The following is a 25,317-nucleotide window of genomic DNA, read 5'->3' on the forward strand; positions in this document are numbered from 1 at the left end:
GAAAATGACGCATCTGTTCGCAACCCATTTCGGCACTTACGAAGTCGGCACGGATGCGAACGGGAAGCGCAAGCTCCTGCCGTTCCGTCACGATCCGGACCCTTCGGAAATGGGTCTCGGTTACCTGGATCTGGCCGACCATCCGGAGCGCATCCGCGCCCCGATGGTCCGCAAGTCCTGGCTGGAGAAGGGGCCTCTTGCCGCCACCGGTGTTTCGCGCGGCCGCGAAGATTTCGTCGAGATAAGCTGGGACAAGGCCGCAAGCCTGATCGCCGGCGAGCTTCGGCGCGTGCGCCAGATCCACGGCAACCAGGCGATCTTCGGCGGCTCTTACGGCTGGGCCAGCGCCGGCCGTTTCCACCATGCGCAGAGCCAGCTCAAGCGACTGCTCAATCTCGCCGGCGGCTTCACCTCTTCCGTCAACAGCTATTCCTATGGTGCTGCGGCCGTTCTTCTGCCGCATATCCTCGGTCCGGACTACAAGGATGCCTGCGATACCTCGCCGTCCTGGAACGACATTGCCGACGGTTGCCGGCTGCTGGTCGGGTTCGGCGGCTTCCGGCTGAGCAATGCGCAGGTGGAGTCGGGAGGGACCGGCAGCCACCGCGCCGTCGAATGGCTGCGGCGCTGCCAGGACAAGGGTGTGTGCATCGTCGTGTTCAGCCCCGCTTCGAGCGATGCGCCCTCCGGTCTAAACGTCCGGCATATTCCCCTGCGTCCGAATACGGATGCCGCGGTCATGCTCGGCATGTGCCATACGCTGCTCGCCCAAGGCTTGTTCGACCGCGATTTCCTGAAACGCTGCACGACCGGCTATTGCGATTTCGAGAGCTATCTGGTCGGCGAGGCGGACGGCATCGCCAAGGATGCCGAATGGGCCTCGGCGATTTCCGGCGTGCCGGCGCAAACCATTGTCGAGATCGCCGAAGACCTGCATGACGTGCCGAGCCTGATCAACGTCGCCTGGTCGCTGCAACGGGCGCGGCGTGGCGAACAGCCCTTCTGGGCTGCGATCACGCTCGGCTCGATGGCGGGTCATGTCGGCAAGCGCGGCTGCGGTTTCTCCTTCGGGCTGACAGCCGTCAATTCCGTCGGCCAGCCGGTGCGGCGCCTGAAAGGGCCGGCGTTCGAACAGGGCCCCAACCCGGTCCGCAGCTTCATTCCGGTGGCACGGATCACCGATCTGCTCGAAAATCCGGGCGGGCGGATCGACTATGACGGGCAGGTCCTCGAACTGCCGGATATCCGGCTCGTCTGGTGGGCAGGCGGCAATCCCTTCCACCATCATCAGGACCTCAACCGGCTGACCGAGGCTTTCCGTCGTCCCGAGACCGTGATCGTCACCGAGAACATGTGGACTGCCACTGCCAAGATGGCGGACATCGTCCTTCCGTCGGCGTTTCCCTTCGAGCGCGATGATGTTGCGGCGGCGTCGCGCGAGAACTGGCTGGTCTACAGCCGCCGTGTGATGGATCCACCCGCCGGTATCTTGACCGATCACGAAGCCTATTGCCTGATCGCCGAAGAACTCGGTTGCCGCCAGCAGTTCGACGAGGGGCTGAGCATCGACGACTGGCTCGCCCGGATCTACGAAGGTTATCGCGAGCGTTATCCGGAACTGCCGGATTTCCAGGCGTTTCGCCTTCGGGGTTATGCCGCGCTCGACGAAGGCGAGCTTGCGCCTTCGCCCGCGAACCATTTTCGAGATTTCGTCAGAGACCCGAATGCGGCCCCGCTGAAAACGGCGAGCGGGAGGATCGAAATCGGGTCGAGTGCTGTCCGCGGCTTCGGTTATTCCGACATCGCCGGCCATCCCGTCTGGCTGGCACCGGAGGAGTGGCTTGGGGCGCCGCTTTCGGCCAAACATCCGTTCCATCTCCTGTCTCCGCAACCCGCCCACCGCCTGCATGGCCAGCTCGAATACGGTCCGGCGAGCCAGGCAGCCAAGCTTGACGGCTATGAGCGGTTCACGCTGAGCGTGATCGACGCCAGGCGTCTTACCCTGAAACAGGACGACCTTTGCGAGCTTTACAACGACCGCGGCCGAACGATCGCGGCGCTGACGATCGACGATGGCCTGATGCCAGGTGTCGCCGTGCTTGCGACCGGCGGCTGGTTCCGCCCCGATGCGGATGGCGTCGATCACGGCGGCAACCCGAACACGCTGACAGCGATTACACCCGCCTCGCATCTGTCGCAGGCGACCGCCCCCAATTCATGCCTGATTTCGATCCGTCCATGGACCGGATCCGCAGGTGGAACCTAAGATGGGAATGAGTGACTTGGACCAGATCGACATCCTATCCGGCTTGAAGCCAGGCTCCGAGCTCTACGCGATCCGCCGCGAACGACCGGAATTCGTGGAGGGCACGGAACTGTGCCGCGAAACGGTGCTCAGTCCAAATCATGGCTTTGGCCTCAGCCATGCTCTGCGCGCCGCGCTCGCCTCCCGCATGGCCCGCTTCATCGGCCGTGAGGACCTGGCGGCGGTCTATGATCTGATCCTGGACGATGCCGGCAGCGATCCGGACCTTGCCTCCATCGCCTCCGGCGCGGAAATCGCGGCTGCAGCCGATGCCTTTACCAGTGCCATCATCCGCCACGCCGATCTTGTCACCCGGACGCCGCGTAACAGCAGCAGGGCAGATATCGAGCGCCTCAAAAAGGCGGGCCTCACCAATCCGCAGATCATCGCGCTGTCCGAGCTGATTGCCTTCGTCAACTATGAAGCCCGTGTCCTTGTCGGCCTCAGCCTGCTGGAGGAGGTCGAATGAGCACGGCGCGTTTCAAGGTCAAGGCGCTCTCCTGGTCGCCCTATATCGAGCCGGTGGACGTTGCCACGGCGAGCGAAGAACAGCTGGCTGCGATGCAGGTGACACCGTCCAATACCAAGGTTTCCCCCTATGTGCGCACGCTCGCGCATGATCCGGAATCCTACGTGGCCCGCACGAAACTGTTCAATGCCATCATGTATGCCAAGGGCGGCCTCGACCGGGCGGAGCGGGAACTGGGCGCGCTCGTCGCCTCTGCCGTCAATCGCTGCGTCTACTGCGCCTCGGTCCATGCCCGCCGTTATGTCGAACTGTCGGGCCGCGAGGATGTCGTCGAGGAAATCTATGTGCGGGGCCTCGCAGGTCCGTTCGATGCCAGGACCCAGGCGATCGTCGATTTCTGCAAGGCGCTGTCCGAGACGCCGTCGCAGGCCACCAGGGAGCAGGTACAGGCCCTTCGCGATCATGGCATGTCGAAGGCCGACATCGTCGATCTCATCCACTCCGCCGCCATTTTTGGCTGGGCGAACCGGCTGATGCACACGCTTGGTCATTCTGTCCCTGTCGAAGCCAAATGAACGGAAGGGAGGAAACAGCATGACCGCCAGCTCCCCGGACAAGCCGATCATCGTTCCCGGCAGGGGGATGACCGAAACGTTCTGCAATCTTCGCAAATTCGATCCGCTTATGCTCAAGGGCGCCGAATAGAGGAAAAGCGTCTCTTGAGAACGCAGTGTAAGCCCGTGAAAACCAATAGGAATTAATCAGAAGGGAATGGACGTGACCAGAAAATCAATCTCTGCGGCAATCGCCGCACTTTCGCTCGGCGCCACGATCTCGACACCGGCGCTCGCACAGGACAAGACGCTGACCATTGCGATCACCAACACGATCAACACGTTCGATCCGCATATGACGGCATCCGTCGGCACCGATCTCAGCCTGCTCAGCCACATCTATCCGTCGCTGGTTCTGCGCGGGCCCGACATGAAGATCGCTCCGGCTCTTGCAACCGATTGGACGAACGTCGACGATCTGACCTGGCGCATCAAGCTGCGGTCGGACGCCACGTTCAGCGACGGCGAGAAGATCGACGCCGAAGTGGTCAAATGGAACTTTGACCGTGTGCGCGACCCGGCCGTCAATGCCCGCATCAAGGCCTGGTTCGCGCTGATCTCCGACGTCAAGGTCATCAGCCCGACCGAGATCGAGATCAAGACGAGCTCGCCCTATCCGGCGATGATCGGCCAGCTGTCGATGTTCTTCCTGCTGCCCCCGAAATGGGCCGCCGGGCACAAACCGGCGACCGAGACCGCTTCGGGCGGCGCCTATGTCATCTCCTCCGTCAAGCCGGGCGAGAGCATCACCCTCGACGCCAATACGCAATATTGGGGTCCAAAGCCGGATTTTGGCAAGGTCGTCGTCCGCATCATTCCGGATGCCGCCAGCCGTGTCGCCGCGCTGCTTGCGGGGGAGGTCGATTTCATCAACTCTATCCCGACCACGGAAATTACCCGGATCAAGACGAGCGGCAGCGCCCAGGCCGGCGCGGTGCCGAGCACCCGCACCGCCTTCATCAAGTTCAACACGCTGAAGCCGCCGCTCGACAACAAACTGCTTCGCCAGGCGCTGAACTACGCCATCGACAAGGAAGGCATCGTCAAGGCGATCTTCAACGACCAGGCCGAGATCGCCAAGTGCCAGGTGACATCGAAGAGCTATTTCGGCTTCAACACCGATATGAAGCCCTATGCCTATGATCCGGAAAAGGCGGCCGAACTTTTGAAGAAGGCAGGCGGTCCGCCGGCCGAGCCGATCGAAATCGAAGTGCCGACGGGCATCTACCTCAACGGCGAGGAAGTCGTCCAGGCCGTCGCCAGCCAGCTGGAAGAGATCGGCGTCAAGACCAAGATCGTCGAGATGCAGTTCAGCGCATATATGGACAAGTATCTGAAGACCAAGGACCTCGGCCGCATGAGCCTGCTCAGCCAGGCATGGCCGACGATCGATGCCGATGGTCTTCTGACCCTCTTCGCGCCAGGCAACATGTATGCCTATTGGGAGAATGCCGATTTCGGCAAAGCCCTGGCGGATGGCCGCTCGACCATGGACGTGGCGAAGCGCCAGGCGGCCTACAAGAAGGCGACCGAGGTGATGTGCGACGAGGCGCCGGCGCTCTTCCTCTATACCCAGCCCGCCACCTACGGCCTGTCCAAGCGTATCACCTGGACCGCCCGGGGCGACGACTGGGTCCGCGCTTTCGACATGAAGCCTGCGGCCAACTGAGTCCAGGACGCCAAATTTCGCCATCCCGCTTCCCGCCGAGGCGGGATGGTCTTCCATTGGCCCATGGCAGTTGTCGAATCCAGTATCGGCCGGACGATCGACGATCCGGCAGAAGCACGCACTCGGACGCCATATCAGCAGGATAGGATACTCCCATGCCGACAGTGACCCTCAACAACGCCACCTTCGTCTACGACGACATCGGCAATTCCGATGCCGAGCCGATTATCGCGCTGCATGGCGGGCGCGGCATTGGCGATCGCCACGGAGAGTTCAACGCCTACAAGGTCCTGTCAGACAAATACCGCGTCATTGCCTATGATCAGCGCGGCTGCGGGGAAACGAGCCTGACGCCGCCCTATACGTTCGAGCAGCTGGCGGATGACGTCGAGGCCTTTCGCGTGAACCTGTGCGGCGGCCGCAAGATCATCCTCGAGGGCGGCTCATTCGGCGGCATGATCGCGCTCACCTATGCCGTGAAATACGGCCAGAACCTGTCACGCTTGATCCTGCGCGGCACCGCCGCCAGCTACCACCACGAAGACGATGCCATGGTGGTGTTCAAGCAGCGTATTCACAAGGCGACCAGCGCCTCGCTCGACATGCTCGACAAGATGTTCTCCGACAGGGTCAAGGACGATACCGAACTGCGTCTGATCTGGCTGGCACTGCAGCCGCTTTATTTCGAAAAATTCGACCCGGATGCCGCGCTGGAGCGCACCCGCACCATGCATCTGCATGCCGAGACCCACAACGCGCTGTTCAAGGAACGCCTCTACGATCTGCGCGACAAGCTGAAAGACATCCCGGTTCCGACGCTGGTTGTCTGCGGTGCGCAAGACTGGATCTGCCCGCCGAACCATTCGCGGCTGATCGCTGAAAGCATTCCCAAGGGCGAGCTTCTCGAAGTGTCGAACGCGAACCACGCGGTCCATGTCGAAGCGCACGAGGTGGTGATCGCCGCGATAAGGGAATTTTTGGCGCGCACCGCGAAATGAGGTTTGGCGACACACAACCCGCTGTCCGATCGGTATGAGGATCCGTTCGCGTTGGAAACGGCAACAGCCGCTTGCCGACTGGGTGAGGCGTGCACGTCCGTGTCGTCTGTCAGGAAGCCCTCAATGCGGGAACCGGCCCGCAGTGCAGCATGAGAACAATCAACGCTCTATGTCAGCAGATAGACAAGGATTGAGGCTCCCAGCAACCAAAGCCCGCTCAGAAGGGCTAGAGAAACAGCTACCGTTCCGCGGTCAACCTGAACCCACGGCCGCTGTGGACCGCGCAGGCTCACAGCGGCCGTATTGTTGGGCGTGGCTGAAACTCCGAAGGCCGATATGCCTTCCTCAGAAGAGGTTTTTGAAAGTCTCGCGTTCATGCAAGTCTCACCCAATTTTGTCCGTGATTTTTAACCGAGTCCAACCACAGAACACGCGCCAGCAACGATTGCTGACCCGGAGAAGCCTGGCGGTCTCATGCAATGTTGTGGCGCTGACCAAAGATCTCATTTCCGATCGCCGGAAGCTTCTCGTCAATTTTGACGATATTCCGCCGGAGTTGGTTGTCGGTGCGTGGATCCGGTGCGCCGACGAGATCATGTGCCTGCAAAAGTTGTCCCAATACTCGTCGGTTGCGGTGGAAATTTACCGGATATTCGTTACACTTCCTGACTGAACTAGACGACGGCGACAGCCGTGTGGAAGTTCCACTGCCGCAGGGCCGCCCCCAGCGGTTACCCCACTGCGGCAAGGGCTCGACGTGCTTTCCATACCGCCCGTCGAGCCCTTTGTGCCGCCCCCACTGCACCGTTCAGCGACCTGAGCCGTCGACCATCATCCGATCGCGGTTCCCGCTTATTGATAGGTTTGACTTGATGTTTTGCGTGAGTGCTGGGTCGCCGTAACATCCAGGTCACCAGTCAGCTCCTTGGTGATCGCTTCAAGGGTCACGGAAAGTCCAGCCTCGACCTCGATCGATTTGAGGCCTTTTGCGATCTCTCTCGCGTAGATCACCAGCCTCGCCAGAGCGACGAGTTCTACTTCCATATCAGTTTGCAAATCCGAGCATGCCATGCACCAACCCCCAACGTGTGTGGGCAATCTAAAACTCTTTGCGGATCCTCGGGCGTGACATCGCCGTGACACAACGCATGGCTGATGACGCTAGTCATCGCGCCAGAGAGATGTTCGGTTAAACTCAAAGCGAGTGGGGGGAGAATAGGCCTCGGCCTGGCGCAGAGCGTCGATCAGGGCTATGGCGTCGGCTCTTTTTTGGTCCAAATAGTTGTGGCGAAGAATTCGCAGTACTTCGTTGGCCCGCCCACTCGGGATCTCCGAGCAGTTTGCCACGATCGCGCTCCAGCTACGGGCCTTGAAGAACAGAGATCGCGCGCTTTCCTTGAGATGTCGCGCCTCCAGGCCGCAGATCAGGCCGTGTGTGCAACAGGCAGCGACCGTTGCGTCTACATTGACGATCGGAATGGTGATGGCGACATATCCAAGCTCTTCCGGTCCGTGCAGCAGGGCGACATCCGCATCGTCGACACGGGTTTCGCTCGCATAGGCCGCAAAGATTTCCCCAATGCCGGTCATGCCGAAGGCGTGACATTCTGCCGCCCGCAAGGCACCCATGCTCGCCGCTCCAAAGACCGCCACGCCTTTCGAGAGACCGTAGAGAATTTCCTTGTGCCAGACGGGGGCCACATACTCGAAGGCACCGTCAATCAATCCGATCGCCCGCGCACCTTCGTCGACCGCCCGCCGCACGTCTCCCTGCACCGCCGGCGGCCTCACAATCATATCATCTGCGACGAAACGTCTTGCGTCCGGCAGGCTTGGACCGACAAAGAGTACTTTCATGAGGTAAACGATGCTGTCATCGCCCTGTCGCCAAATCTGTACCGTCGCTCTCCCTCGGGACTTTCCAGTCCAGGCACCAATATCTTGACGACCGCGAAGGGTAACGCCGGCTCGCTCAATCGAACGGCGATTGCTTGGGTGATACCCGACCGTTTCAGGTTCCCCAAGATTCCTGCAAGGTCGTTCGGACCGGGCAAGGGCACGCCGCGTGAAGGATCGGCAGAAAACAACTTTGACAACCGCTCTGGCAGTGGTCGCCGATAGGTTTCATGGAATACGTCATCGCGCGCGCCGCTAATATAAGTGACCCGGGACTGCGCGGCTTCCGTTAGCGCGCGCATGGCAGCGCGCTCGGAGGATGGATGAGCGCCGCAGCCGAACGTCACGTCGACATACCGCGGCGCACGCGCCGCGAGCGCGGTTTTCGCCGCAAGGAAGACGCCGATACACGGTATGCCGATATCGCTTGTCATGTCGAACATGCGCAGCAGCATGCCCGCATCCTCGATCTTCACGATAATGGACCTGACGTCCTCATCGCTGAATGCGTCGGGCTCCAGACATCTGGAGTGCTGGCGAGATTCAGGAAGAACCTGCCACAAGACATGAGCGTCGCGTTCGATCCGCTCCAGAAGGCCGTGGAAAATTGCCTCGTCATACGTATTGCCCGATGCAAGGCCGTCCGAGGATTGCCAGTACCGGCAGTTGGACAGGGTGCGATCGAGTGACACGGCTTCGGCCGGAACGTAGACGCGATCAAAACTGAAGAGGTCTTCTCCCGCCGCAAATGCCATAGTTTCGGTTGCTCGGGGAGCGGGCTGGTTCCGGCCAAGGAGCGGCACAAGCAAGTCGACACGTTCGTCGGCATCTGAAAGGGCTGACGCGGAAGCATTCTTGATTGACAGGAACGGATCGCAGGCGACAGCCCGCTCTATGGCCTCCATGACCGCGGATGTCCTCGCATCGGCATCGGTGAGCCCTTTGCCCTGAGCGACCACGATCGATTTGGCGTTTGGAGTATAGGCGCACCAAACCGGAATGCCGATATGATCGAGTCCGGTCTGGCGGCCAATACGGGTTATCCCAAGCGTCTTCAGAAAAGGACGCACCCGCTCATAGGTCTCCTCGGGTAAGCAGATGCGCTCCATCGCTTACGCCGTCGGCAGGTTAGCCATCGAAGACACCAGAGAAAGCCTGTTCAGAGGAGGAGACTGCAACCGCCAGGTTGACGTCTTTGACAATTGTTCCCCCCGCATTTCTAAGATCGTTTGCGGCAGCCAGCGGTCCGGACACTGGCGGCTGCATCGGCAGGACCGTTCCCGCGTCAATGTCCGCCAGATAAAGCTGATCGTCTCCGGGCAGTCCGATTATTACAACTCTTGCCATATCTTACCCCTTAGGTTGCTGGTGCTGAAAATCTAAAACCCGGCTTTCATCAGGCCCTCACGGTAGAGTTCCTTCTGCCATTGTTCTTTTACCGGAAGCACGGAAAGCCATTTATCGAGATCGAATTGCGGATTGAGCTCCTGAGCCCGGCGGCGATGAAAGCGTGCCTTCGCGGTATCGCCAGCCATAGCATAGCTCGCCGCAAGCAATCTCCGGGCCGACGAGGAATCCCCCATTCGGTCGATGTAGCCGATCGCCTGATGAAATTCACCCAGGAAATAGCTGGCGCCGGCCGCAATCCAGAAATAATCGTCGGGGCATATCGGATTCAGGCGGATAGCGTTGCTGATCTTCGCTAACCCATCGGCAGGCTTCGATGCATGAACCAGAGCGTCGGCATACCCGCATATTGCGTCGGCAAGGTGTGGGCTCAATCCTTCCGCCCGATCGAATGCCTCCAGGCTTCCGTCCACGTCGCCACGGTAAAGCCTCGATAGCCCAAGTTCCCGGTGCGCCGATGCCAGTTCCGGCTGCAGGGCCACTGCTTTTCTTGCCGTTTCTTCCGCCTGAACCAGCAGTTCGGTCTCTCCCCGCGCCGTCAAGACCCATTCCCAGGAGTAGGTACGGGATAAACCCGCCAATGCCGGCGCGAAATCCCCGCGCATTCTCAGTGTTTCTCGAAAGGCATTTCTAGCCCGGCGCACCTCAGGGAGCGTGAACTTGTTGAGATGCTGGGCGCTTGTAAGATAGGACCTATAGACATCCGGATGAGCACGGTAATCAGCGAGCACAATTTCGGTGCGCTGGAGGTGGCCGCTGATTGCCATCACGATCATCTGTGCCACTTGTCTGCGGTGTGAAGCAAGCGAGCTGGCATTGAGGCGGAAGCGTTCCGCCCACAGAACGCTGTCCGAGGGAAGAAAGATCATCTGTACGAAGAGGCCTTCGCTGCTGATGTTCGTGTCAAGGACGTAGGAGATGGAATGTCTCTCCAGCTGAGCCATCTTATCCGCATCCTGCCGGATGCGGGCAGCCGTATACGGAGCAACGACCGCCACCGTCCTCAAGGAGCAAAGACTTATCGTGATATCTTCCATCAATGCGCTGGCTGGATAAGCGGCGTTTTGCTCTGCCTCCTGCGGAGGAAGTAATACCAGCCGGGGCAGTTCCATGGGCATTGAGGGGACGATTGCCGTCCCTGCGGGCAACGTGAACTCAGCGCGGCTGTTCGATGATCTAGAGGGCCCAGGTTGGTCATCATGACGATGCGCCCCAAGCAACACCTCACGTACAGCGGAATCGCCCGGATCGTGTTCGAGGAGTTGTTTTGCACTATCCTTGACATCGGCCCATTCCGACCGGTGCGCCGCGGCGGCTTGTGCCTCGAAGAGCCCTGCGCGAAAGCGTTGCCACTGGACCGACCGTTGTTTCTCGACCCATGGTTTTAGGCCGACGGGTAGATTGGCTTCGTCCATGAACTGCCGCGTCATCAATTTCGACATCGCGTTCAATCGCGGCAGTGCTTCCAGATCACTGGAGAAGACGGAGAAATCCGCCTCAAGGGGCTCGGCAGATAGCTGTACGGTCGAAGCCGTGAAATCGAGTGGCGCAGGCCAGCCGTCCAAGGCGCATTTCCGCACGCGCTCGGTCATTTTTCGAAAGTTGATTTTGGCGGCGTCTTGATCGCCCGCCCAGAGCAGCCGCGCCAGGTAATCGCGCGGTAGTTCAGTTTCACCGCTGGCCAGCATATAGACGAGGCCAAACAGTGCCTTCTGTGGCAGTGGCACCGTCCCTCGTTCCTCGTCAGCAAGCCAAATACCCCCGAACGTCACAAGCCGGAGCATCGGAACGATCCGCTAACGCGTTGCGCCTGGACCCGCCTGCTCGCGATCCAGATCTGACGGGCGCCCCAGTGATTTGACCAGTTGAACAATGTTTTGGCGCAGCTTCGCATTTGCCACTCTTTGGAATGCCAGATTGAGTTCCACCCCCTCGCGGGTTGCCAGAAAGGAGGTCACTGCATCTTCCTCGTGCACGACAGGCTTGCTATCGGTTGTCGACGACGGGACTGGCGCATCGGCAAAGAAATAGCCAACAGGCGCGCCGAGTATCGTTGCAATCATCTGAAGACGACTGGCGCCAACCCGATTGGTTCCCTTTTCGTATTTCTGCACTTGCTGGAAAGTAATCCCAAGCCCGTCGGCCAGTTTTTCCTGGGACATTTTCAGCATGGCCCGCCTCAGTCGGATTCTTGATCCAACATGTACGTCAATCGGGTTCGGCATCTTCTGATCCATCACGGCACCCTCTGTCAACGCTACACAGTGGTATAAACCGAGACTTCGTGCAACTGGGACCTGCCGGCAAAAGTGTGCGCTATGTAGCAGGTCGCCGAAAAACATGTCCTTGAGGATAGCTTTCCGCGGTTCCGGCTGGTGACAGGTAGCGGACATTTTGGGTGTTACGCGGTCGGATGTCCTGGATGCCCTCCCACGGTTATTCAAAGGCTCTTTCCGGAAGGGTGGCCGTCATGGGCTCCCGTTCGCGCTGCTACGTCGCGGATGTCTTGCAGCAAGCGATTGCGATTGTCCGGTCTCCAGATGGCGTGGAGTTCGGCTACGCATTCTTCGCGGAGATCGATCGGGCGTAATACGACACTATCGAAGCAAGCGGTCCGGGTCTCGCCTGGGACGATTGCCAAACCTATGCCGGCGCTCACCAGTGACAGAATGGCCTGTGAATGGGTCATGTGCTGCACGATGCGCGGGGTAATCCGGGCTTCGGCCAGTAGCCCGGCCAGCTTTTCGTGCAAATATCGCGCCTGGGCGGAAAACATGATGAAGGGCTCGCCATCGAGCATGTTCAGCGCGGGACGGCGATTGGCGGCGAGGGGGTGAGCCCGAGGTATCGCAAGCATCATGGGTTCGCGCGCCACGCAGACGCTTTCGAGATAATGCGAACCTATCAACGGGCGCGACAAGCCCAGATCGATACGGCTGGCGTTGATCGACTGGAGTTGTTCCGCCGTCTCCATCTGCACCAGTTCCAACTCGATCTGAGGAGCGGTGGTGCGTGCGGAACTGATGAACTTTGGCAAAAAACTATAGGTTGCCGCTCCCACAAATGCGATCCTCACCGACCCCGCGCTCCCGCGTGCCGCTCGCCGCGCCGCTGTTGTGGCCGTATTGCCCTGTTCGATCAACTTTTGGGCTTCCACCAGGAATACCATGCCGGCAGGAGTCAGAACGACCCGCCGGCTCGTCCTTTCCAACAGCGTCACGTCCAGTTCCTGCTCCAAGAGCTTGATCTGCCGGCTGAGGGGTGGCTGCGTGATATTCAAGCGGCGAGCGGCACGGCTAAAATTCAACTCTGACGCCAGCACGACAAACGATCTGACCTGCGTCATATCCAGCATCGATCCAACTCCGGTATAGATTCTCTACAAAAATCAATCTGGACTTAAATGAGTGAGGTCGGTAACGGTCAAGACCAGATGCGAAACCTTTATGGGCGTGAGGCGAATGGATACGCACTCGACGACGGGCTCAAACCAACAGATCGGCGGTGCAGACAGCATTGCATGGATCAAGCTTTCCTCGATCTTCCTGCCGCTGAAAACGCCGATCAGCGATGCAAAGGTGCTGACCGGCCGGCAGAAGCCGCTGACCGAGGTCGCGTTCCTGTTCGCCGAGATAGAGACCCGGCAGGGGCATAGCGGCATCGGGTTCAGTTATTCCAAGCGGGCAGGCGGTCCGGGCCAGTACGAGCATGCAAAGGAGATCGCCGAGGTGTTAATCGGTGAAGATCCGAACGATATCGGCAAGCTCTGGAACAAACTCTGCTGGGCTGGCGCCTCCGTCGGTCGCAGCGGTCTTGCCATCCAAGCGATCGCTGCTTTCGACGTGGCCTTGTGGGATCTCAAGGCCAAGCGCGCGGGTCTGCCGCTCGCAAAGCTGCTGGGCGCACACCGTAATTCCGTCAGATGCTACAACACGTCCGGCGGATTCCTTTCTTCTCCGATCGAAGAGGTTCTCGAGAACGTCGAGCAGTCGGTCGCGGCCGGCATCGGAGGCATCAAGATCAAGGTCGGTCACCCGGACATGAATGTTGACCTGAAGCGAGTGGCGGCAGTTCACGACCGCATCGGCGGCCGGGCAGCCATGATGGTCGATGCAAACCAGCAATGGGACCGGCCGAGCGCCATGCGTTTCGGCCGCCTGATGGAGCCTTATAACCTGACCTGGATCGAGGAGCCGCTCGACGCATATGATGTTGAAGGGCATGCGGCGCTTGCGGCGCAGTTGGACACGCCGATCGCGACCGGCGAAATGCTGGCAAGCGTTCTTGAGCATGCATCTCTTATCCAGAACAATTCCGTTGATTTCATCCAGCCGGACGCTCCACGGGTAGGCGGCATTACCCAATTCCTGAAGATCTGTGCGCTGGCGGAAGCGAAAAAGCTGCAACTGGCGCCGCATTTTGCCATGGAAATCCATTTGCACCTGGCGGCAGCGTACGAACTTGAATCTTGGGTCGAACATTTCGACTGGCTCGATCCGCTGTTCAACGAGCGGCTGGAGATCAAGGACGGCCGCATGGCGGTGCCGACCCGTCCGGGGTTGGGGATCACGCTTTCCGAGCAGGCGCATCATTGGACAAGGGGAACGGCGGAGTTCGGCAAGCGAGCTTGAGGTCGTATGTCAGGCAGTTCCCCGCGCGACGATGTGGAAATCGACATTGATCATGGCGCCCACATCCTCGCTGCCGGCGATTTTTTTTAAGATCGATTGCGCCGCCTTGGTGCCGATATCGCGGCGATCGATGCGGACGGTCGTTAGCGGAGGATGCGTGTGTGGAGCAAAATCGAAATCGCCAAAGCCGATGATAGCCAGGTCCTCCGGTATCCTGCAGCCTTGGAAATGGGCTTCGGCCAGTGCCCCGTGGGCTACCACATCCGACGAACAGAAGACGCCGAGCGTGCCGTGTCCCCGGTCCAAAAGCTGCGCCATCGCGGCCCGTCCGTCGCTAAACGTCGATGGCGAGTTCATATCGAGCGCCGGCAGTTCCACCTCCGCAATTCCCGCCAGACGATTGACGAAGCCATCACGGCGTTGGACTGCGCGCGGGTCATTTGCGCCGATTTGGGCATAGCGGTCATATCCCTTCGCCAAAAGGTGCTCGGCGACAAGGACGCCCACGGCCAGGTGCGAAAAACCGACTGCCGTATCGAGCGGCGACGGCGTCGAGTCCCAGATCTCGACAATCGGCAACCCTGCTCCGGTCAGCATCGCGCGCGTCTCTTTCAGATGAGAGATTCCGGTGAGGATAATGCCGTCGGGACGGCGGGCAAGGATCGCCCGGGTCAGTTCGAGCTCTCGTTGGAGATCGTAGCCGGAAAGTCCAAGCAAGAGCTGGTAGCCGGCGGAAACAAGCTCGGCGTTAAGGCCCTCTATGGTCTCTGCGAAGATTGTGCTGGCGACCGACGGCACGATTGCGGCGATCAACCTCGTTCTTCGTGAGGCGAGCCCCCCGGCCAGGAGATTGGGCACGTATCCGGTCCTTGCGATGACGCGGGCGATTGCTTCCAGCGTTTGCGGCTTGACCAGATTTGGCGTGTTGATAGCTCTCGAGACGGTAACAGGAGATACGTCGGCCAGCCTTGCGATGTCGGCAAGCGTGACCGGCCCATTCGTCGGATTTCTTCTGTTTTTATCGTGACCTGTCATATTCGCCATTCCTGCAAAATGATTTACGCTTTCATTGAGCGCGCACACAAGTGTCTAAACCGGAGAAACTTCGACCGAACCGGTTAACTTACTGATTCAAAGCGGTATAAAATTTGCCACCTATGCTTGCGGGCCGAGATTTTAAAGTTACAATGAAAGCGCTTCCATTACTTTCCCGGGAGGTCTGGAAAGAGTGGGTTTATGAGGCTGGCTGTAGGCCAGGGCAAGGAGGACGTTCTATGTACTTCAAGCGTTTCACGACGTTTGCGGCCGTTGTGGCTGCAATATCCGCGACAAGCATGCAGTCGAGCCGCGCCGATGACTATCCATCCAGGACCGTGACGGTGGTGGTGCCGTTCGCCGCGGGGGGGAATACGGATACATTCGGCCGCCTCGTAGCGGAACAGTTGGACAAGCGGCTGGGGCAGCGATTTATCGTCGAGAACAAACCCGGCGCGGGCGGAAATGTGGGTCTCGGAGATCTCGCGCGGTCGAAGCCGGATGGCTATACGATTGGCATGGGCACGGTAAGTTCCAACGCCATCAATCAGACGCTTTACAAGAACTTGCCCTACGACAAGGAAAAGGGGTTTGCGCCGATCTCGCTCATCGCGACCTTGCCGAACGTTTTGGTGGTCAATCCGGACAAGATCAAGGCGACCTCCGTCCAGGAGCTCATCGAGCTTCTCAAGAAGGAGCCAGGCAAGCACACTTACGCTTCGTCGGGCGTGGGCACGTCCATACATCTTGCCGGTGAGCTTTTAGCCACCAAGGCAGGCATCAAGATGACCCACGTTCCCTACAAGGGAAGCAGCCAGGCCATTCTCGATGTGGTTGCGGGCCATGTTGACATGATGTTCGACAATATTCCGACGGCAGCGCAGCAGGTGAAGGCCGGCAAGGTACGGGCACTCGCGGTGACCAGTCTCGAAAAGGCGGCTCTTCTGCCGGAAGTGCCGACAATGGCGAGCATCATTCCCGGCTTCGAAGCCACGTCGTGGCACGGTATCTTTGCGCCTCCCGGCACGCCGCCGGAAATCGTCGAGAAGCTCAGCAAAGAGGTTCAGGCTATTCTTGCGGAGCCGGCCATGAAGGCAAAGCTGGAAGGCATGGGTGCGACCCCGGTCGGTAACACGTCGGCGGAGTTCAAGGCCTTCATCGACACGGAAACGGTAAAGTGGGCCGAGGTGATCAAGGCCGCCAACGTTCCGCCTCAGTGAGTACGCGCCGGTCGGAGCTGACGCCCGACCGGCTCATCTTTCCACGCGAGTGTCATGCCCATGTTGAAGATAAGAAATGGCCGCGACTTCATCGGCGGCGTGACCATGATCTGTGCGGGTCTGCTATTTATCTGGTTCGGTCGCAACCTGGAGGTCGGAAACTCTTTCCAGATGGGGCCGGGCTATTTTCCCACGGTGCTCAGCCTGGTTCTGATGGCGATAGGCGCGCTCATCATCCTTCAGTCCCTGGTGGTCGAGGCCGAGAGAGTGGAGCCCCAGAGACCGAATTGGAAAGCCTATTTTCTCGTCATCCTCGCGCCAGTAGGATTCGGTGTGCTGCTCTCCGGATTGGGTTTGGCGCCGACGATGTTTTTCCTGATCGTCGGCGTCGCGACTGCTAGCCGATACGCCAACTGGCGCCATTCCATCCTCCTCGGCCTGTTCCTGGCGGTCTGCTCTGTCTTGCTGTTCACGCGGCTTTTGTCGCTTCCCATCAGCGCGTTCGGACCGTGGGTCCCTTTTCTCGGCGACCTTTCATAACCCTCCCAGCGAGGCCGACGAAACCGGATTGGATTGCTTATGGACATCTTCTCGAACCTCTGGCTCGGCGCCTCGACCGCATTCCTGCCGATGAATCTGCTCTACGGCTTCGTCGGGTGCCTGCTCGGCACAGCGATCGGCGTGTTGCCGGGGCTGGGGCCAACGGCGACGATTGCCATGCTCCTGCCGATCACTTTCGGACTGCCGCCGGAATCAGCGCTCATCATGCTTGCGGGCATCTTCTATGGTGCCCAATACGGTGGTTCGACAACCGCCATTCTCATCAATCTTCCGGGCGAGAGCTCATCCGTCGTGACCGCGATAGACGGCTATCAGATGGCGCGAAACGGGCGTGCCGGTGCTGCGCTGGCGACGGCCGCACTTGGCTCCTTCTTCGCCGGAACGGTGGCGACAATCCTACTCGCGATGGCAGCCCCTCCTCTGGCTGCGGTTGCACTGAATTTCGGGCCTGCCGAATATTTTTCGCTGATGGTTCTGGGGCTGGTTGCCTCTGTGGCGCTCGCCAGCGGGTCGTTGCTCAAGGCGATGGCTATGATCGTTTTCGGGCTGATGCTTGGCACCGTCGGCACCGACGTCGAGAGCGGTACCCCACGTTATGTCTTCGACATCCCCGAACTTTATGACGGGCTTAACTTCGTCGCGGTCAGCATGGGCATATTCGGGATCTGCGAGATCCTTCGCAATCTCGAATGCGAGCAGGAACGTTCGGTTGGCGTCAAGCGCGTGACCGGGCTGATGCTGACGAGGAGCGATTTTAAGCGCATTATCGCTCCGATTCTGCGCGGCACGGCGCTCGGATCCTTTCTTGGTGTTCTGCCTGGAGGCGGCGCGATGCTCGCATCCTTCGCGTCCTATGCAATGGAAAAACGAATATCCCCGAACCGGGCTGAGTTCGGCAAGGGGGCGATCGAGGGGGTCGCGGCACCCGAATCCGCAAACAATGCTGGTGCGCAGACTTCGTTCATTCCGATGCTGACGCTCGGAATTCCCGGCAACCCGGTCATGGCCCTGATGGTAGGGGCTATGATCATGCAGGGCATCACGCCCGGCCCTAATGTTATCTCGGACGAGCCGGCATTGTTCTGGGGCATGATCGTTTCCATGTGGTCGGGCAATCTCATGCTTGTCATCCTTAATCTGCCGCTTATCGGGCTATGGGTACGGATGCTGACGGTGCCTTACCATCTGCTGTTTCCCGCAATTATCGGGTTCTGCTGCATTGGCGCCTATAGCATCAATAACAGCGTCTTCGACGTGTTTGTCATGGCAGGTTTCAGCGTCATTGGATTTGCGCTCAGCAAGATGCGGTTCGAGCCGGCGCCGCTGCTCCTCGGCTTCATTCTCGGGCCGATGCTGGAGGAGAACCTGCGGCGTGCCATGCTCATCAGCCAAGGTGATCCGTCGATCTTCCTGCGCAGCCCGCTCAGCCTTTCGCTGTTGATTTTCGCCGTCGTTGTCCTTGGACTGGTGCTGTCGCCGAGCATCAGCCGTAAACGGGAAGAAGCCTTTACGGAATAGCGTTGAACTCGATCAGGAACTCGCCGATGGGCACAAGGAAGCCGATATGGCAGTCTGGGAAACTTCCGATCAATTGCACCCTGCGCTCCGGCTGCCTTCGACCGTGGTACATGGTTTATCGATTGGCCTTGTCTGCAGGCAGCATTGGCACTCAAACTTGGTTCTGTGACCCTCAGTCACCGTGGCAATAAGAGACCGTCGGGAACACCAACGGTCTTTCGGGAGACGTGGACCCGCTGACTGTCAGAGATGTGGACCTGATCGAAATCTGCGGCCGGCTCAACGCAACGCCGCGCCAATGGCTTGGCTGTCGCACCGCAATTCGGTTAGAGCGGTCGTGTCACTTTGGCCGGCCATGACCATGCTGAGCGAGGCGCCGGCATGCACGTGTCGTGAGTGCCATGACCGTGAGAGTCGTTCCGGCGACCCCGCTCGTCGGGAAGGAACTTGCGTCCGTAACGAGAAGGTTGGGAACATCCCAGCTCTGGTTCCACGAGTTAAGGACCGACGTCTCAGGCGACGTCCCCATCCGTATACCGCCTGTCTCATGAATGGCGGCGCCCATCGACATGCTTCGATGGAACATCTTTCGAAACATCAAGCGGCTGAAGACATCAGCATTGGGATAGGCGCCCTTTCCCATTTCCTTCAACCCGAGCGGCGATCCTATGAATTCCAGGTCGCCACCGGCCTGCCTGACGATTTCGATCAGGGTTTCTTCCTGCCTGGCCAGGAGGTCACGCTCTCCGGCGCTCATGACACAGCGGATATGCGGGACGGGAATGTTCCAGGTATCCGTCTTGCGGCTATCCAGGGTCACGCGGTTGTCGGCGTGGGGCAGCATCTGGCCGTAGCCGAAAAACGCCATGCGAGCGGGCGTATCGCTCGAAACGGCCGCCCTGCCGACAGCCCCTTGATAAGCGAAATCGCTGCTTTGGCCTCCGTCCCCGGAAGGTTCGAACCGCGGGATGAAAATGCCGCCGGAGGCGTTATAGAATGGGTCTGCCGGCGCGGAATCATCCTTCATCCAGCCGGGGACCGGTGGAAAGGAACCCATGGCCAGGCAGGGCAGCTGGTCCATGAAGTAACGCCCCAACGCCCCGGAACTGTTGCCAAGGCCAAACGGATGTCGGGACGAGGCGGAGTTCAGGAGAAGCCGGATGCTCTCGATCGGCGAGGCGCAGACGACGACATTCGAAGCCCGGACCGTTTCCGTTCTTCCCGTGATGCTGTCGGTAAATTCCGCGCCGGTCGCCAGGCCCGTCCGAGTATCCGTGGTGATCCGACGAACGACTGCGTTGTAGCGGATGGCGAGGAGAGCGGTCGACTGCGCATCACGAAGGGCGCGGGGGATGCGTTCGGCTTCCGGAGCGATATAGCGCCAGGATACGACGCGCCGTTCTGGCCATCGTCCCTCAACGGCTGCCTTGAACGATTCCTCGGCCGGGGTGAGGGTTGCCCGCTTCGAGTAAATTCCGTCGGGCAGCGTCGAGACATGATCTTCCTGGCCGTAGAGGCCGAGATAGGATTCGACTTCGGCATAAAAAGGATCGAGTTCCTCATAGGAGAGGGGCCAGTCGACACCCTGACCGGTCCGGGCATGGAGCCTGAAATCGTCGTCACTCCAGCGTAGGAGAACGCGACCGAAGGTGTGCAGCCTCCCGCCGGCCTGCCGGCCTCTGATCCAGAGGAACGGAGCATCCGGCGGCGTCGTGTAGGGGTTTCGACGATCATTGATAAAGAGGTGGCTCATCCACTCCTTGAAGAAGACCGCGCGCGCCTGTACGGCCTGCCCGTTCGCCGTCGCGCGTGCCCGTTCCCAGATGTTGATGTCTTTCTGCGCCGCCTTCTTGCGAGCGGGGTCGAAATCCTTCGGACCGACCGAAGGTCCCGCCTCCAGGAGAAGGACCGACAGGCCTTGGGCAGTCAGTTCCTTGGCTGCAAAGGACCCGGCTGCGCCGGAACCGACGACCAGTGCATCATAGACGGTTTGAGACATAGCTTTCAGTATCCTGCCTGCGGCAAATGTATTGTCCCGGGGGATGGACGGAATTCCGGGTGTTGGTGGGGGCGGAACGACCGGCCAATGCAGCGACCCACTCTGATGCGGGCGTCCCGCCGTGTCGGTTCAACGGGAAGAGGGGACTGGGCGCCGCAGATCTGCCAGCCACTCGGCGCTGGCTTGCGCACATTCGAATGGCGGAAGCGTCGGAAAGTCCACTTCGGCAATCAGCCAGCCGTCAAAGTCAGGACCCAGTGCAGCGAGCATGCCATCAAGATCAAGTTCGCCAGTCCCGGGTTCCGCCCAAAGCCCGGACACGACGGTTTCCTGATAGCTCTTTCCGGCAGCCTTGGCCGCGTCGCGCACACTCAGCCGGCAATCCTTCACATGCACGACCTGTGTCCGGTCGCGGTAATCGCTCATGAGACCAATGATATCCGCCCCGGCCCATGACAGATGCCCGGTGTCCGGGCCGAAACCGAGCTGATCCGAACCGATATTGTCCAGCAGGCGACGGGTTTCGGCCTCGGTCTCGATCCAGGTGCCGATATGCGGATGCAGCGCCGCCTTGACGCCTTCTTCCCTCAGGATTGCCGAGGCTCGCTCGACGAGGTCGAAGATCATAACAAAGCGGGCCTCGTCGAATTCTGCCCCGACACCCGGCCGTTTGACACGTGGCGCGTCCTTGGTCATCCGGGTGGCGATGAACATGTCGGTCAGGCCGAGCTGTGCCTGTTGCGCGGCGCTGGTGCGCGCCGTTTCCAGTGTTGTCGCTATATCGACACCGTGTTCCGGCAAGCCCATCGACAGGTAGCCCGGGGCAGGCTGCAGCCCAGCGTCCTTCAGGGCGTTCTTATAATCCTCCGTCGTCCATCCGCCTGGAACCTGGGCGTGAACGGCGTGAAATCCGGAGCGCGCGATCTCCTTCAGCAGGTCCCGCGGCGCAGGCCCTTTGGTCGGATCGAGCCAGCCGTCCTCGGTCGCGAACCACTGGATGGGATTGAGAGCAAATTTGTAGCCGCCGGAAGCAAATTGGGGATCTGTCATGAACAATGTCCGCTTTTGGTTATTCCGCGCTGCTCGTCTCTCAATTCTCTGGCATGCCTCCACCAGCAGCCGGACGAGGTGTCCGGATGATGCGAAATGCCCTTACTGCGCGTGTTGCCGATGAGACGAGTACGTTTAGAGGTACATGAGCGCCTTCATCGAATAAAATAACTTCGACTGGCCGAGGTATAACTCATTTTCATAGACAGCCGATTCTATTCCGGGAGGACGCTTGTGGTCGCCCCATGTGTGCGCTCGATCTCCCGCAGCAATGCGGAGACCGTCGGCCGCAATTCGCCCTTGCGCCGGAACACGGCAAAGATGTTGCGTGTCAGTGACACTTCCTTGAAGTCGAGCGCCACCAGCCCCATTCCGCTGCCTTCGACACTGGCCCGGGTCAGGTAGGCGAGGTTCTGCGTCCTGGCGATCATCGACGTCATGAAGGTCACCGAGGTCGTTTCCATGACCACTCGGGGTTTCGGCAGACCCGCCGCCTTGAAAACCCCGTCAAGGGTGATCCGATCTGGCTCCGGCAGTGGTGGCAGCACCCAATTATAGGGCGCGAGGTCCGCCGGGGCGAGGTTCTTGCGCGTCGCCAGCGGATGGGATTTGTGGGCGACAATCTCGACTGGTTCGCTCAAAACCAGCCGCCATTCGAAGTCCTCGTTCAGGATGTCAGTGGGCTTGACCGTAAAGACGATATCCAGCTTGCCGTTGAAAAGCTGGGGTAGCATGCCCTCGTTCAGCCCTTCGTGGATGACAAGGCTGACATCCGGGCGCGCTGCCGTGAAGCGCACAAGGGCATCGGGCACAAGCTTCTTCAGCGCTGCGGGCATGCCACCGATCCGCAGAGAACCGCGGCGTGCTCCGCGCATTGCGTCGATTTCATCGACTGCCTCGTCGGCGAGCGACAGCAGCAACTCGCTATAGCCGATCAGGCGTTGCCCAAACAATGTGACTTGAATTCCCGTCGGTCCCCGGTCGAGCAGGCGAACGCCAAGCGATTGCTCCATGCTGCGGATGCTCTTGCTGAGCGCAGGCTGGGTTAGCCGCAGGTTCTCCGCCGCCATGCTGAAACTGCCCGTGTGCACGACGGCAATGAAATGCCGAAGCTGTCGAAGATCGAGACGGTGCAGGTTTTTATTCATGGAGGCCTTGCTGCCCGAAAAGCGTTTACAAGGGGCAGTATGACTAAAGGTTATACCTCGGGCAATGTTAGTTGTTTGACTTCGAGCCGCGGTGCACGGAGTGTCGTGTCATAAAGGCCGGGCGGAACACCGCCATGACATATCGACACCGGATCGGGATGCATGGTGATCGTTCTGCTAAGACCGGCCGCATAAGGGAACATGGTGACTGCGCTGAATATTCCGAAGACTGGAAGCCCAGCGTCATAGTCACGAAAAACGGAAACGGCGGGCCGGAGCCGCGCCGGGATTTTGTACACACGATCAAGCTGTAAGCATCCTGCATTTCCGGCAGATGCAGGCGGCAGCCGTGCGCGCAAATGCAAGAATCCGCGAACGACCGTACAAACAGGAGGTAAATACATCATGGTATTGCTAAGAACCGAGAAGACGCCGCGCGTGCCGACACTGCTGTCCATGGGTTTCGTGGTGGCTATGGCGTTGGCGTCCTCCGACAGAATGGCATATGCCCAGGCGGTGGAGCTTCCCAAGCCTCTCATCGATGCGGCGCAGGCCTATGCATCGAAGCTGACCGGCGGGCAGAAGATTGGCGGCAAGATATCCGTTCTCGGCGTCAACGGCGGCCGGGAGCTTGACATGCTCAAGGCGGCTTGGGCGCCTTTCCAGGCGGCGACCGGTATTACCGTCGACTATACGGGCACGACCGATTTTGCCGCGGTGCTGCAGACCCGCGTACAGGCTGGCGATCCGCCTGATCTGGCCGGCTCCACCAACATCAACAACCTCATGCGCTACGCCAAGCAGGGGGCTTTGAAGGATGTCGGCGCGATGGTCGGTGAAGCCGCCATCAAGGGCAAATTCGATGCGGGGCTTGTCGATGCGGCAAGCCTGAACGGCAAGATCTACGGGGTGTGGACCGAACTCAACAATTTCATGGTCTGGTACAACGTCCATACCTATGACGGCCCGAAGGCATCGCCGACCTGGGAGCAGTTCGACGCATGGGCCGTGAAGCGTGCCAATGCCGGCAAGACGCCCTGGTGTTATACCGACGAGCGAGGCGCTTCCTCGGGAGCGCTCGCCGGCAACTGGATCCAGGCTTACATCCTGAAGAACTCCGGCCAGAAGACTCTTAAAGGTCTTGCGGATGGCTCGGTTTCCTGGACCGCCCCCGAAGTGAAGGCCGCCTTCGAGGCCTTCGGCAAAGTCGCCCACGACCCCAAGATGATCCCGGGTGGCCCGGTTGCCGCCATGTCGACGCCCGCCGTCAAAGTCGGTACCGGACTATTCTACGAGCCGCCGCAATGCTCCGTTCTTCTTTGGGGGACCTATGCAGGCAGCCTGACCACCCTGATCTATCCGAAGGTCAAGCCGATCGAGGACCTGGATTTCATGCCGGTGCCGGGCAAGCCGGAAAATGCGGCCTATGAGACCTTCGGCGGAACGCTTTACCTGGCATTCAAGGATACGCCGCAGGTCAAGGCATTCCTGTCCTACCTCGTCTCGGATGAGGCGCAGAAGCTCGTGGCTTCCGCCGGCAACTGGACCGTGGCCAGCCAGGCTGTTCAGCCGAGCGACTATTCCAACCCGATTCTCAAGCGGGCTCGCGAGACGCTGCTCAAGCCGGGTGTGACGCTTGTCGCTCAACCGACCCAGGTTGTCGATCCGCCGGTGATCCAGGCCTTGTGGAAGGGTATTGTGCAATATGTGCTCGATCCTGGCAGCCTCGACAGCGTCCTGCAGTCCATTGACGCTGCGAGATAAGTCGGACGATCAATCCCGGGAGCGGCCTGCGGTCGCTCTCGGCACAAGACGGAATAATCGCCATGACTAGTCAGATCCTGCAACTCGTCCTCGGGCTTCTCGCAATGCCCGCGGTCGTCCTTGCCATCATCCTGCCGGGCGAACTGGCGATCAGGAGGTTTCCGCAGAAGCGCCAGAGCAGCCTGCGGCCATGGATCTGGCTCTCGCCTGTCCTTGCTCTGGTCGGGCTTGTCATCGCCTATCCGCTGGCCGCATCGATCGTTTTCAGTTTTCGTGATGCCACGGCCAGCAAATGGGTCGGGTTCAACAATTTCGTCTGGGCATTCGGGAGCGCCATGCGGCCCGTTCTGGTCAACAATGTCCTCTGGATCGTCGTCTTTCCGCTGCTGACAGCCGTACTTGCCCTTGCGGCCGCCATCATGCTGGACCGGGTCAAGTACGAGCGCATCGCCAGGACCTTCCTGATCCTGCCCACGGCCATGTCTTTCGTCGCCGGCGCCGTGATCTGGAAGATGATGTATACCTATGAGCCGCCGATGCAGCCCCAGACCGGTACGCTCAATGCCATCTGGACGGCGGTCACTGGCCGCATGCCGATCGCCTGGCTGATAGACCGCAACGTCAACAACTACGCGCTGATCTTCGTCGCTGTTTGGATGAGCATCGGCGTCGCCACGCTGATCCTTTCGGCTGGCGTCAAGAACATCCCGCGAGAACTGGTCGAAGCGGCCCGCATAGACGGGGCGGGGGAGTGGTCGATCTTCCGGTTCGTGACGCTACCCTCGCTGTGGCCGACGATCCTCGTGGTTCTGACGACCCAGGCAATCTTTTCCCTCAAGGTGTTCGACATCGTCTATGTCATGACCAACGGCTCCTTTGGCACCGATGTGATCGCCAACAGAATGTATACGGAGCTTTTCGTGAAGCAGAATCTGGGGACGGCCAGCGCCATCGCTGTCCTGCTCCTCATCCTGGCGTCCCCGGTGATCTTTATGAATATCAAGCAGATCAAGTCGGGGGGAGGAGAGTGACG

General features: G+C 59.9%; 22 protein-coding genes and 1 pseudogene. 12 read left to right on the forward strand and 11 right to left on the reverse strand.

The features are described from left to right. Positions 1–4: 4 nt before the first annotated feature. The 5 genes from GQ59_RS06190 to GQ59_RS06210 all read left to right on the forward strand — a co-directional run bounded on the left by GQ59_RS06190 (position 5) and on the right by GQ59_RS06210 (position 6,055). The gene (locus tag GQ59_RS06190; RefSeq protein ID WP_037078851.1) at positions 5–2,266 is read left to right on the forward strand and encodes a molybdopterin-dependent oxidoreductase; all 2,262 of its coding nucleotides are present in this window, start codon (positions 5–7) and stop codon (positions 2,264–2,266) included. 7 nt (positions 2,267–2,273) lie between these two features. Further along, positions 2,274–2,774 (forward strand): CMD domain-containing protein, encoded by a 501-nt coding sequence (locus tag GQ59_RS06195; protein WP_037079205.1) that lies wholly within the window; start codon positions 2,274–2,276, stop codon positions 2,772–2,774. Beyond that, entirely contained in the window at positions 2,771–3,349 is a 579-nt protein-coding gene (locus GQ59_RS06200) for a peroxidase-related enzyme (RefSeq protein ID WP_037078853.1), read from the forward strand. Before GQ59_RS06195 ends, GQ59_RS06200 begins: the two co-directional genes overlap by 4 nt. 196 nt (positions 3,350–3,545) lie before the next feature. Next, entirely contained in the window at positions 3,546–5,057 is a 1,512-nt protein-coding gene (locus GQ59_RS06205) for an ABC transporter substrate-binding protein (protein ID WP_037078856.1), read from the forward strand. 155 nt (positions 5,058–5,212) lie between these two features. Next, the gene (locus tag GQ59_RS06210; protein ID WP_037078857.1) at positions 5,213–6,055 is read left to right on the forward strand and encodes an alpha/beta fold hydrolase; all 843 of its coding nucleotides are present in this window, start codon (positions 5,213–5,215) and stop codon (positions 6,053–6,055) included. Positions 6,056–6,907: 852 nt separating this feature from the next. On the opposite strand, the gene GQ59_RS06220 is transcribed toward GQ59_RS06210, so the two are convergent. The 7 genes from GQ59_RS06220 to GQ59_RS06250 form a co-directional block, all read right to left on the reverse strand. Further along, positions 6,908–7,099 carry a hypothetical protein gene (locus GQ59_RS06220; protein ID WP_037078863.1) on the reverse strand — a complete coding sequence of 64 codons (192 nt, stop codon included), beginning with the start codon at positions 7,097–7,099 and terminating at the stop codon, positions 6,908–6,910. Positions 7,100–7,216: 117 nt separating this feature from the next. After that, positions 7,217–7,912, reverse strand: coding sequence for a TfuA-like protein (locus GQ59_RS06225; RefSeq protein ID WP_037078866.1), 696 nt, complete (start codon positions 7,910–7,912; stop codon positions 7,217–7,219). Next, positions 7,909–9,060 (reverse strand): YcaO-like family protein, encoded by a 1,152-nt coding sequence (locus tag GQ59_RS06230; RefSeq protein WP_051903822.1) that lies wholly within the window; start codon positions 9,058–9,060, stop codon positions 7,909–7,911. The genes GQ59_RS06225 and GQ59_RS06230 overlap by 4 nt, the downstream gene beginning before the upstream one ends. Positions 9,061–9,079: 19 nt before the next feature. Next, positions 9,080–9,298 (reverse strand): hypothetical protein, encoded by a 219-nt coding sequence (locus GQ59_RS30970; protein ID WP_040124903.1) that lies wholly within the window; start codon positions 9,296–9,298, stop codon positions 9,080–9,082. 32 nt (positions 9,299–9,330) lie between these two features. Next, positions 9,331–11,142: a hypothetical protein gene (locus GQ59_RS06240; RefSeq protein ID WP_037078870.1), complete on the reverse strand. Its 1,812-nt coding sequence runs from the start codon at positions 11,140–11,142 to the stop codon at positions 9,331–9,333. Positions 11,143–11,154: 12 nt separating this feature from the next. Beyond that, on the reverse strand, positions 11,155–11,595 hold the full coding sequence (locus GQ59_RS06245; protein ID WP_037079211.1) for a helix-turn-helix domain-containing protein: 441 nt from the start codon (positions 11,593–11,595) through the stop codon (positions 11,155–11,157). Between the two features lie 203 nt (positions 11,596–11,798). Next, complete coding sequence (locus GQ59_RS06250) at positions 11,799–12,713, reverse strand: LysR family transcriptional regulator (RefSeq protein WP_051903823.1); 915 nt, start codon at positions 12,711–12,713, stop codon at positions 11,799–11,801. Between the two features lie 106 nt (positions 12,714–12,819). Between GQ59_RS06250 and GQ59_RS06255 the strand changes: the two genes are divergently transcribed. Beyond that, positions 12,820–13,989, forward strand: coding sequence for an L-talarate/galactarate dehydratase (locus GQ59_RS06255; protein WP_037078872.1), 1,170 nt, complete (start codon positions 12,820–12,822; stop codon positions 13,987–13,989). 9 nt (positions 13,990–13,998) lie between these two features. Here GQ59_RS06255 and GQ59_RS06260 read toward each other — a convergent pair whose 3' ends face one another. Continuing rightward, positions 13,999–15,024 carry a LacI family DNA-binding transcriptional regulator gene (locus GQ59_RS06260; protein ID WP_037078874.1) on the reverse strand — a complete coding sequence of 342 codons (1,026 nt, stop codon included), beginning with the start codon at positions 15,022–15,024 and terminating at the stop codon, positions 13,999–14,001. 239 nt (positions 15,025–15,263) lie between these two features. On the opposite strand from GQ59_RS06260, the gene GQ59_RS06265 reads away from it, so the two are divergent. The 4 genes and pseudogenes from GQ59_RS06265 to GQ59_RS33000 form a co-directional block, all read left to right on the forward strand. Continuing rightward, a complete protein-coding gene (locus GQ59_RS06265; protein ID WP_037078876.1) occupies positions 15,264–16,244 on the forward strand; it encodes a Bug family tripartite tricarboxylate transporter substrate binding protein in 981 nt (326 codons plus the stop codon). A 54-nt stretch (positions 16,245–16,298) separates the two neighbouring features. Next, complete coding sequence (locus GQ59_RS06270) at positions 16,299–16,784, forward strand: tripartite tricarboxylate transporter TctB family protein (RefSeq protein ID WP_244447918.1); 486 nt, start codon at positions 16,299–16,301, stop codon at positions 16,782–16,784. Between the two features lie 39 nt (positions 16,785–16,823). Further along, positions 16,824–18,323, forward strand: a complete 1,500-nt coding sequence (locus GQ59_RS06275; protein ID WP_037078879.1) for a tripartite tricarboxylate transporter permease — start codon at positions 16,824–16,826, stop codon at positions 18,321–18,323. A 96-nt stretch (positions 18,324–18,419) separates the two neighbouring features. Next, positions 18,420–18,682, forward strand: a pseudogene (locus GQ59_RS33000) (IS30 family transposase); the annotation flags it as partial. On the opposite strand, the gene GQ59_RS06280 reads toward GQ59_RS33000, so the two are convergent. The 3 genes from GQ59_RS06280 to GQ59_RS06290 form a co-directional block, all read right to left on the reverse strand. Beyond that, on the reverse strand, positions 18,664–20,322 hold the full coding sequence (locus tag GQ59_RS06280; RefSeq protein ID WP_037078881.1) for a GMC oxidoreductase: 1,659 nt from the start codon (positions 20,320–20,322) through the stop codon (positions 18,664–18,666). The pseudogene GQ59_RS33000 and the gene GQ59_RS06280 sit on opposite strands and share 19 nt — an antisense overlap. 129 nt (positions 20,323–20,451) lie before the next feature. Beyond that, positions 20,452–21,372, reverse strand: a complete 921-nt coding sequence (locus tag GQ59_RS06285; protein WP_051903824.1) for a sugar phosphate isomerase/epimerase family protein — start codon at positions 21,370–21,372, stop codon at positions 20,452–20,454. A gap of 215 nt (positions 21,373–21,587) precedes the next feature. Then, positions 21,588–22,520: a LysR family transcriptional regulator gene (locus GQ59_RS06290; protein ID WP_051903825.1), complete on the reverse strand. Its 933-nt coding sequence runs from the start codon at positions 22,518–22,520 to the stop codon at positions 21,588–21,590. A gap of 405 nt (positions 22,521–22,925) precedes the next feature. On the opposite strand from GQ59_RS06290, the gene GQ59_RS06295 reads away from it, so the two are divergent. Further along, positions 22,926–24,284: an ABC transporter substrate-binding protein gene (locus GQ59_RS06295; protein ID WP_037078883.1), complete on the forward strand. Its 1,359-nt coding sequence runs from the start codon at positions 22,926–22,928 to the stop codon at positions 24,282–24,284. A gap of 62 nt (positions 24,285–24,346) precedes the next feature. Then, positions 24,347–25,315: a carbohydrate ABC transporter permease gene (locus GQ59_RS06300; RefSeq protein WP_037078886.1), complete on the forward strand. Its 969-nt coding sequence runs from the start codon at positions 24,347–24,349 to the stop codon at positions 25,313–25,315. Positions 25,316–25,317: the final 2 nt, after the last annotated feature.

The sequence above is a fragment of the Neorhizobium vignae genome (genome assembly GCF_000732195.1).
GTDB lineage: Bacteria > Pseudomonadota > Alphaproteobacteria > Rhizobiales > Rhizobiaceae > Neorhizobium > Neorhizobium vignae.

Coding starts and splice junctions, on each gene's coding strand:
- GQ59_RS06190 (WP_037078851.1), top strand. CDS start 5: ATGACGCATCTGTTCGCAACCCATTTCGGCACTTACGAAGTCGGCACG.
- GQ59_RS06195 (WP_037079205.1), top strand. CDS start 2,274: ATGAGTGACTTGGACCAGATCGACATCCTATCCGGCTTGAAGCCAGGC.
- GQ59_RS06200 (WP_037078853.1), top strand. CDS start 2,771: ATGAGCACGGCGCGTTTCAAGGTCAAGGCGCTCTCCTGGTCGCCCTAT.
- GQ59_RS06205 (WP_037078856.1), top strand. CDS start 3,546: ATGGACGTGACCAGAAAATCAATCTCTGCGGCAATCGCCGCACTTTCG.
- GQ59_RS06210 (WP_037078857.1), top strand. CDS start 5,213: ATGCCGACAGTGACCCTCAACAACGCCACCTTCGTCTACGACGACATC.
- GQ59_RS06220 (WP_037078863.1), bottom strand. CDS start 7,099: ATGGAAGTAGAACTCGTCGCTCTGGCGAGGCTGGTGATCTACGCGAGA.
- GQ59_RS06225 (WP_037078866.1), bottom strand. CDS start 7,912: ATGAAAGTACTCTTTGTCGGTCCAAGCCTGCCGGACGCAAGACGTTTC.
- GQ59_RS06230 (WP_051903822.1), bottom strand. CDS start 9,060: ATGGAGCGCATCTGCTTACCCGAGGAGACCTATGAGCGGGTGCGTCCT.
- GQ59_RS30970 (WP_040124903.1), bottom strand. CDS start 9,298: ATGGCAAGAGTTGTAATAATCGGACTGCCCGGAGACGATCAGCTTTAT.
- GQ59_RS06240 (WP_037078870.1), bottom strand. CDS start 11,142: ATGCTCCGGCTTGTGACGTTCGGGGGTATTTGGCTTGCTGACGAGGAA.
- GQ59_RS06245 (WP_037079211.1), bottom strand. CDS start 11,595: ATGGATCAGAAGATGCCGAACCCGATTGACGTACATGTTGGATCAAGA.
- GQ59_RS06250 (WP_051903823.1), bottom strand. CDS start 12,713: ATGCTGGATATGACGCAGGTCAGATCGTTTGTCGTGCTGGCGTCAGAG.
- GQ59_RS06255 (WP_037078872.1), top strand. CDS start 12,820: ATGGATACGCACTCGACGACGGGCTCAAACCAACAGATCGGCGGTGCA.
- GQ59_RS06260 (WP_037078874.1), bottom strand. CDS start 15,024: ATGACAGGTCACGATAAAAACAGAAGAAATCCGACGAATGGGCCGGTC.
- GQ59_RS06265 (WP_037078876.1), top strand. CDS start 15,264: ATGTACTTCAAGCGTTTCACGACGTTTGCGGCCGTTGTGGCTGCAATA.
- GQ59_RS06270 (WP_244447918.1), top strand. CDS start 16,299: ATGCCCATGTTGAAGATAAGAAATGGCCGCGACTTCATCGGCGGCGTG.
- GQ59_RS06275 (WP_037078879.1), top strand. CDS start 16,824: ATGGACATCTTCTCGAACCTCTGGCTCGGCGCCTCGACCGCATTCCTG.
- GQ59_RS06280 (WP_037078881.1), bottom strand. CDS start 20,322: ATGTCTCAAACCGTCTATGATGCACTGGTCGTCGGTTCCGGCGCAGCC.
- GQ59_RS06285 (WP_051903824.1), bottom strand. CDS start 21,372: ATGACAGATCCCCAATTTGCTTCCGGCGGCTACAAATTTGCTCTCAAT.
- GQ59_RS06290 (WP_051903825.1), bottom strand. CDS start 22,520: ATGAATAAAAACCTGCACCGTCTCGATCTTCGACAGCTTCGGCATTTC.
- GQ59_RS06295 (WP_037078883.1), top strand. CDS start 22,926: ATGGTATTGCTAAGAACCGAGAAGACGCCGCGCGTGCCGACACTGCTG.
- GQ59_RS06300 (WP_037078886.1), top strand. CDS start 24,347: ATGACTAGTCAGATCCTGCAACTCGTCCTCGGGCTTCTCGCAATGCCC.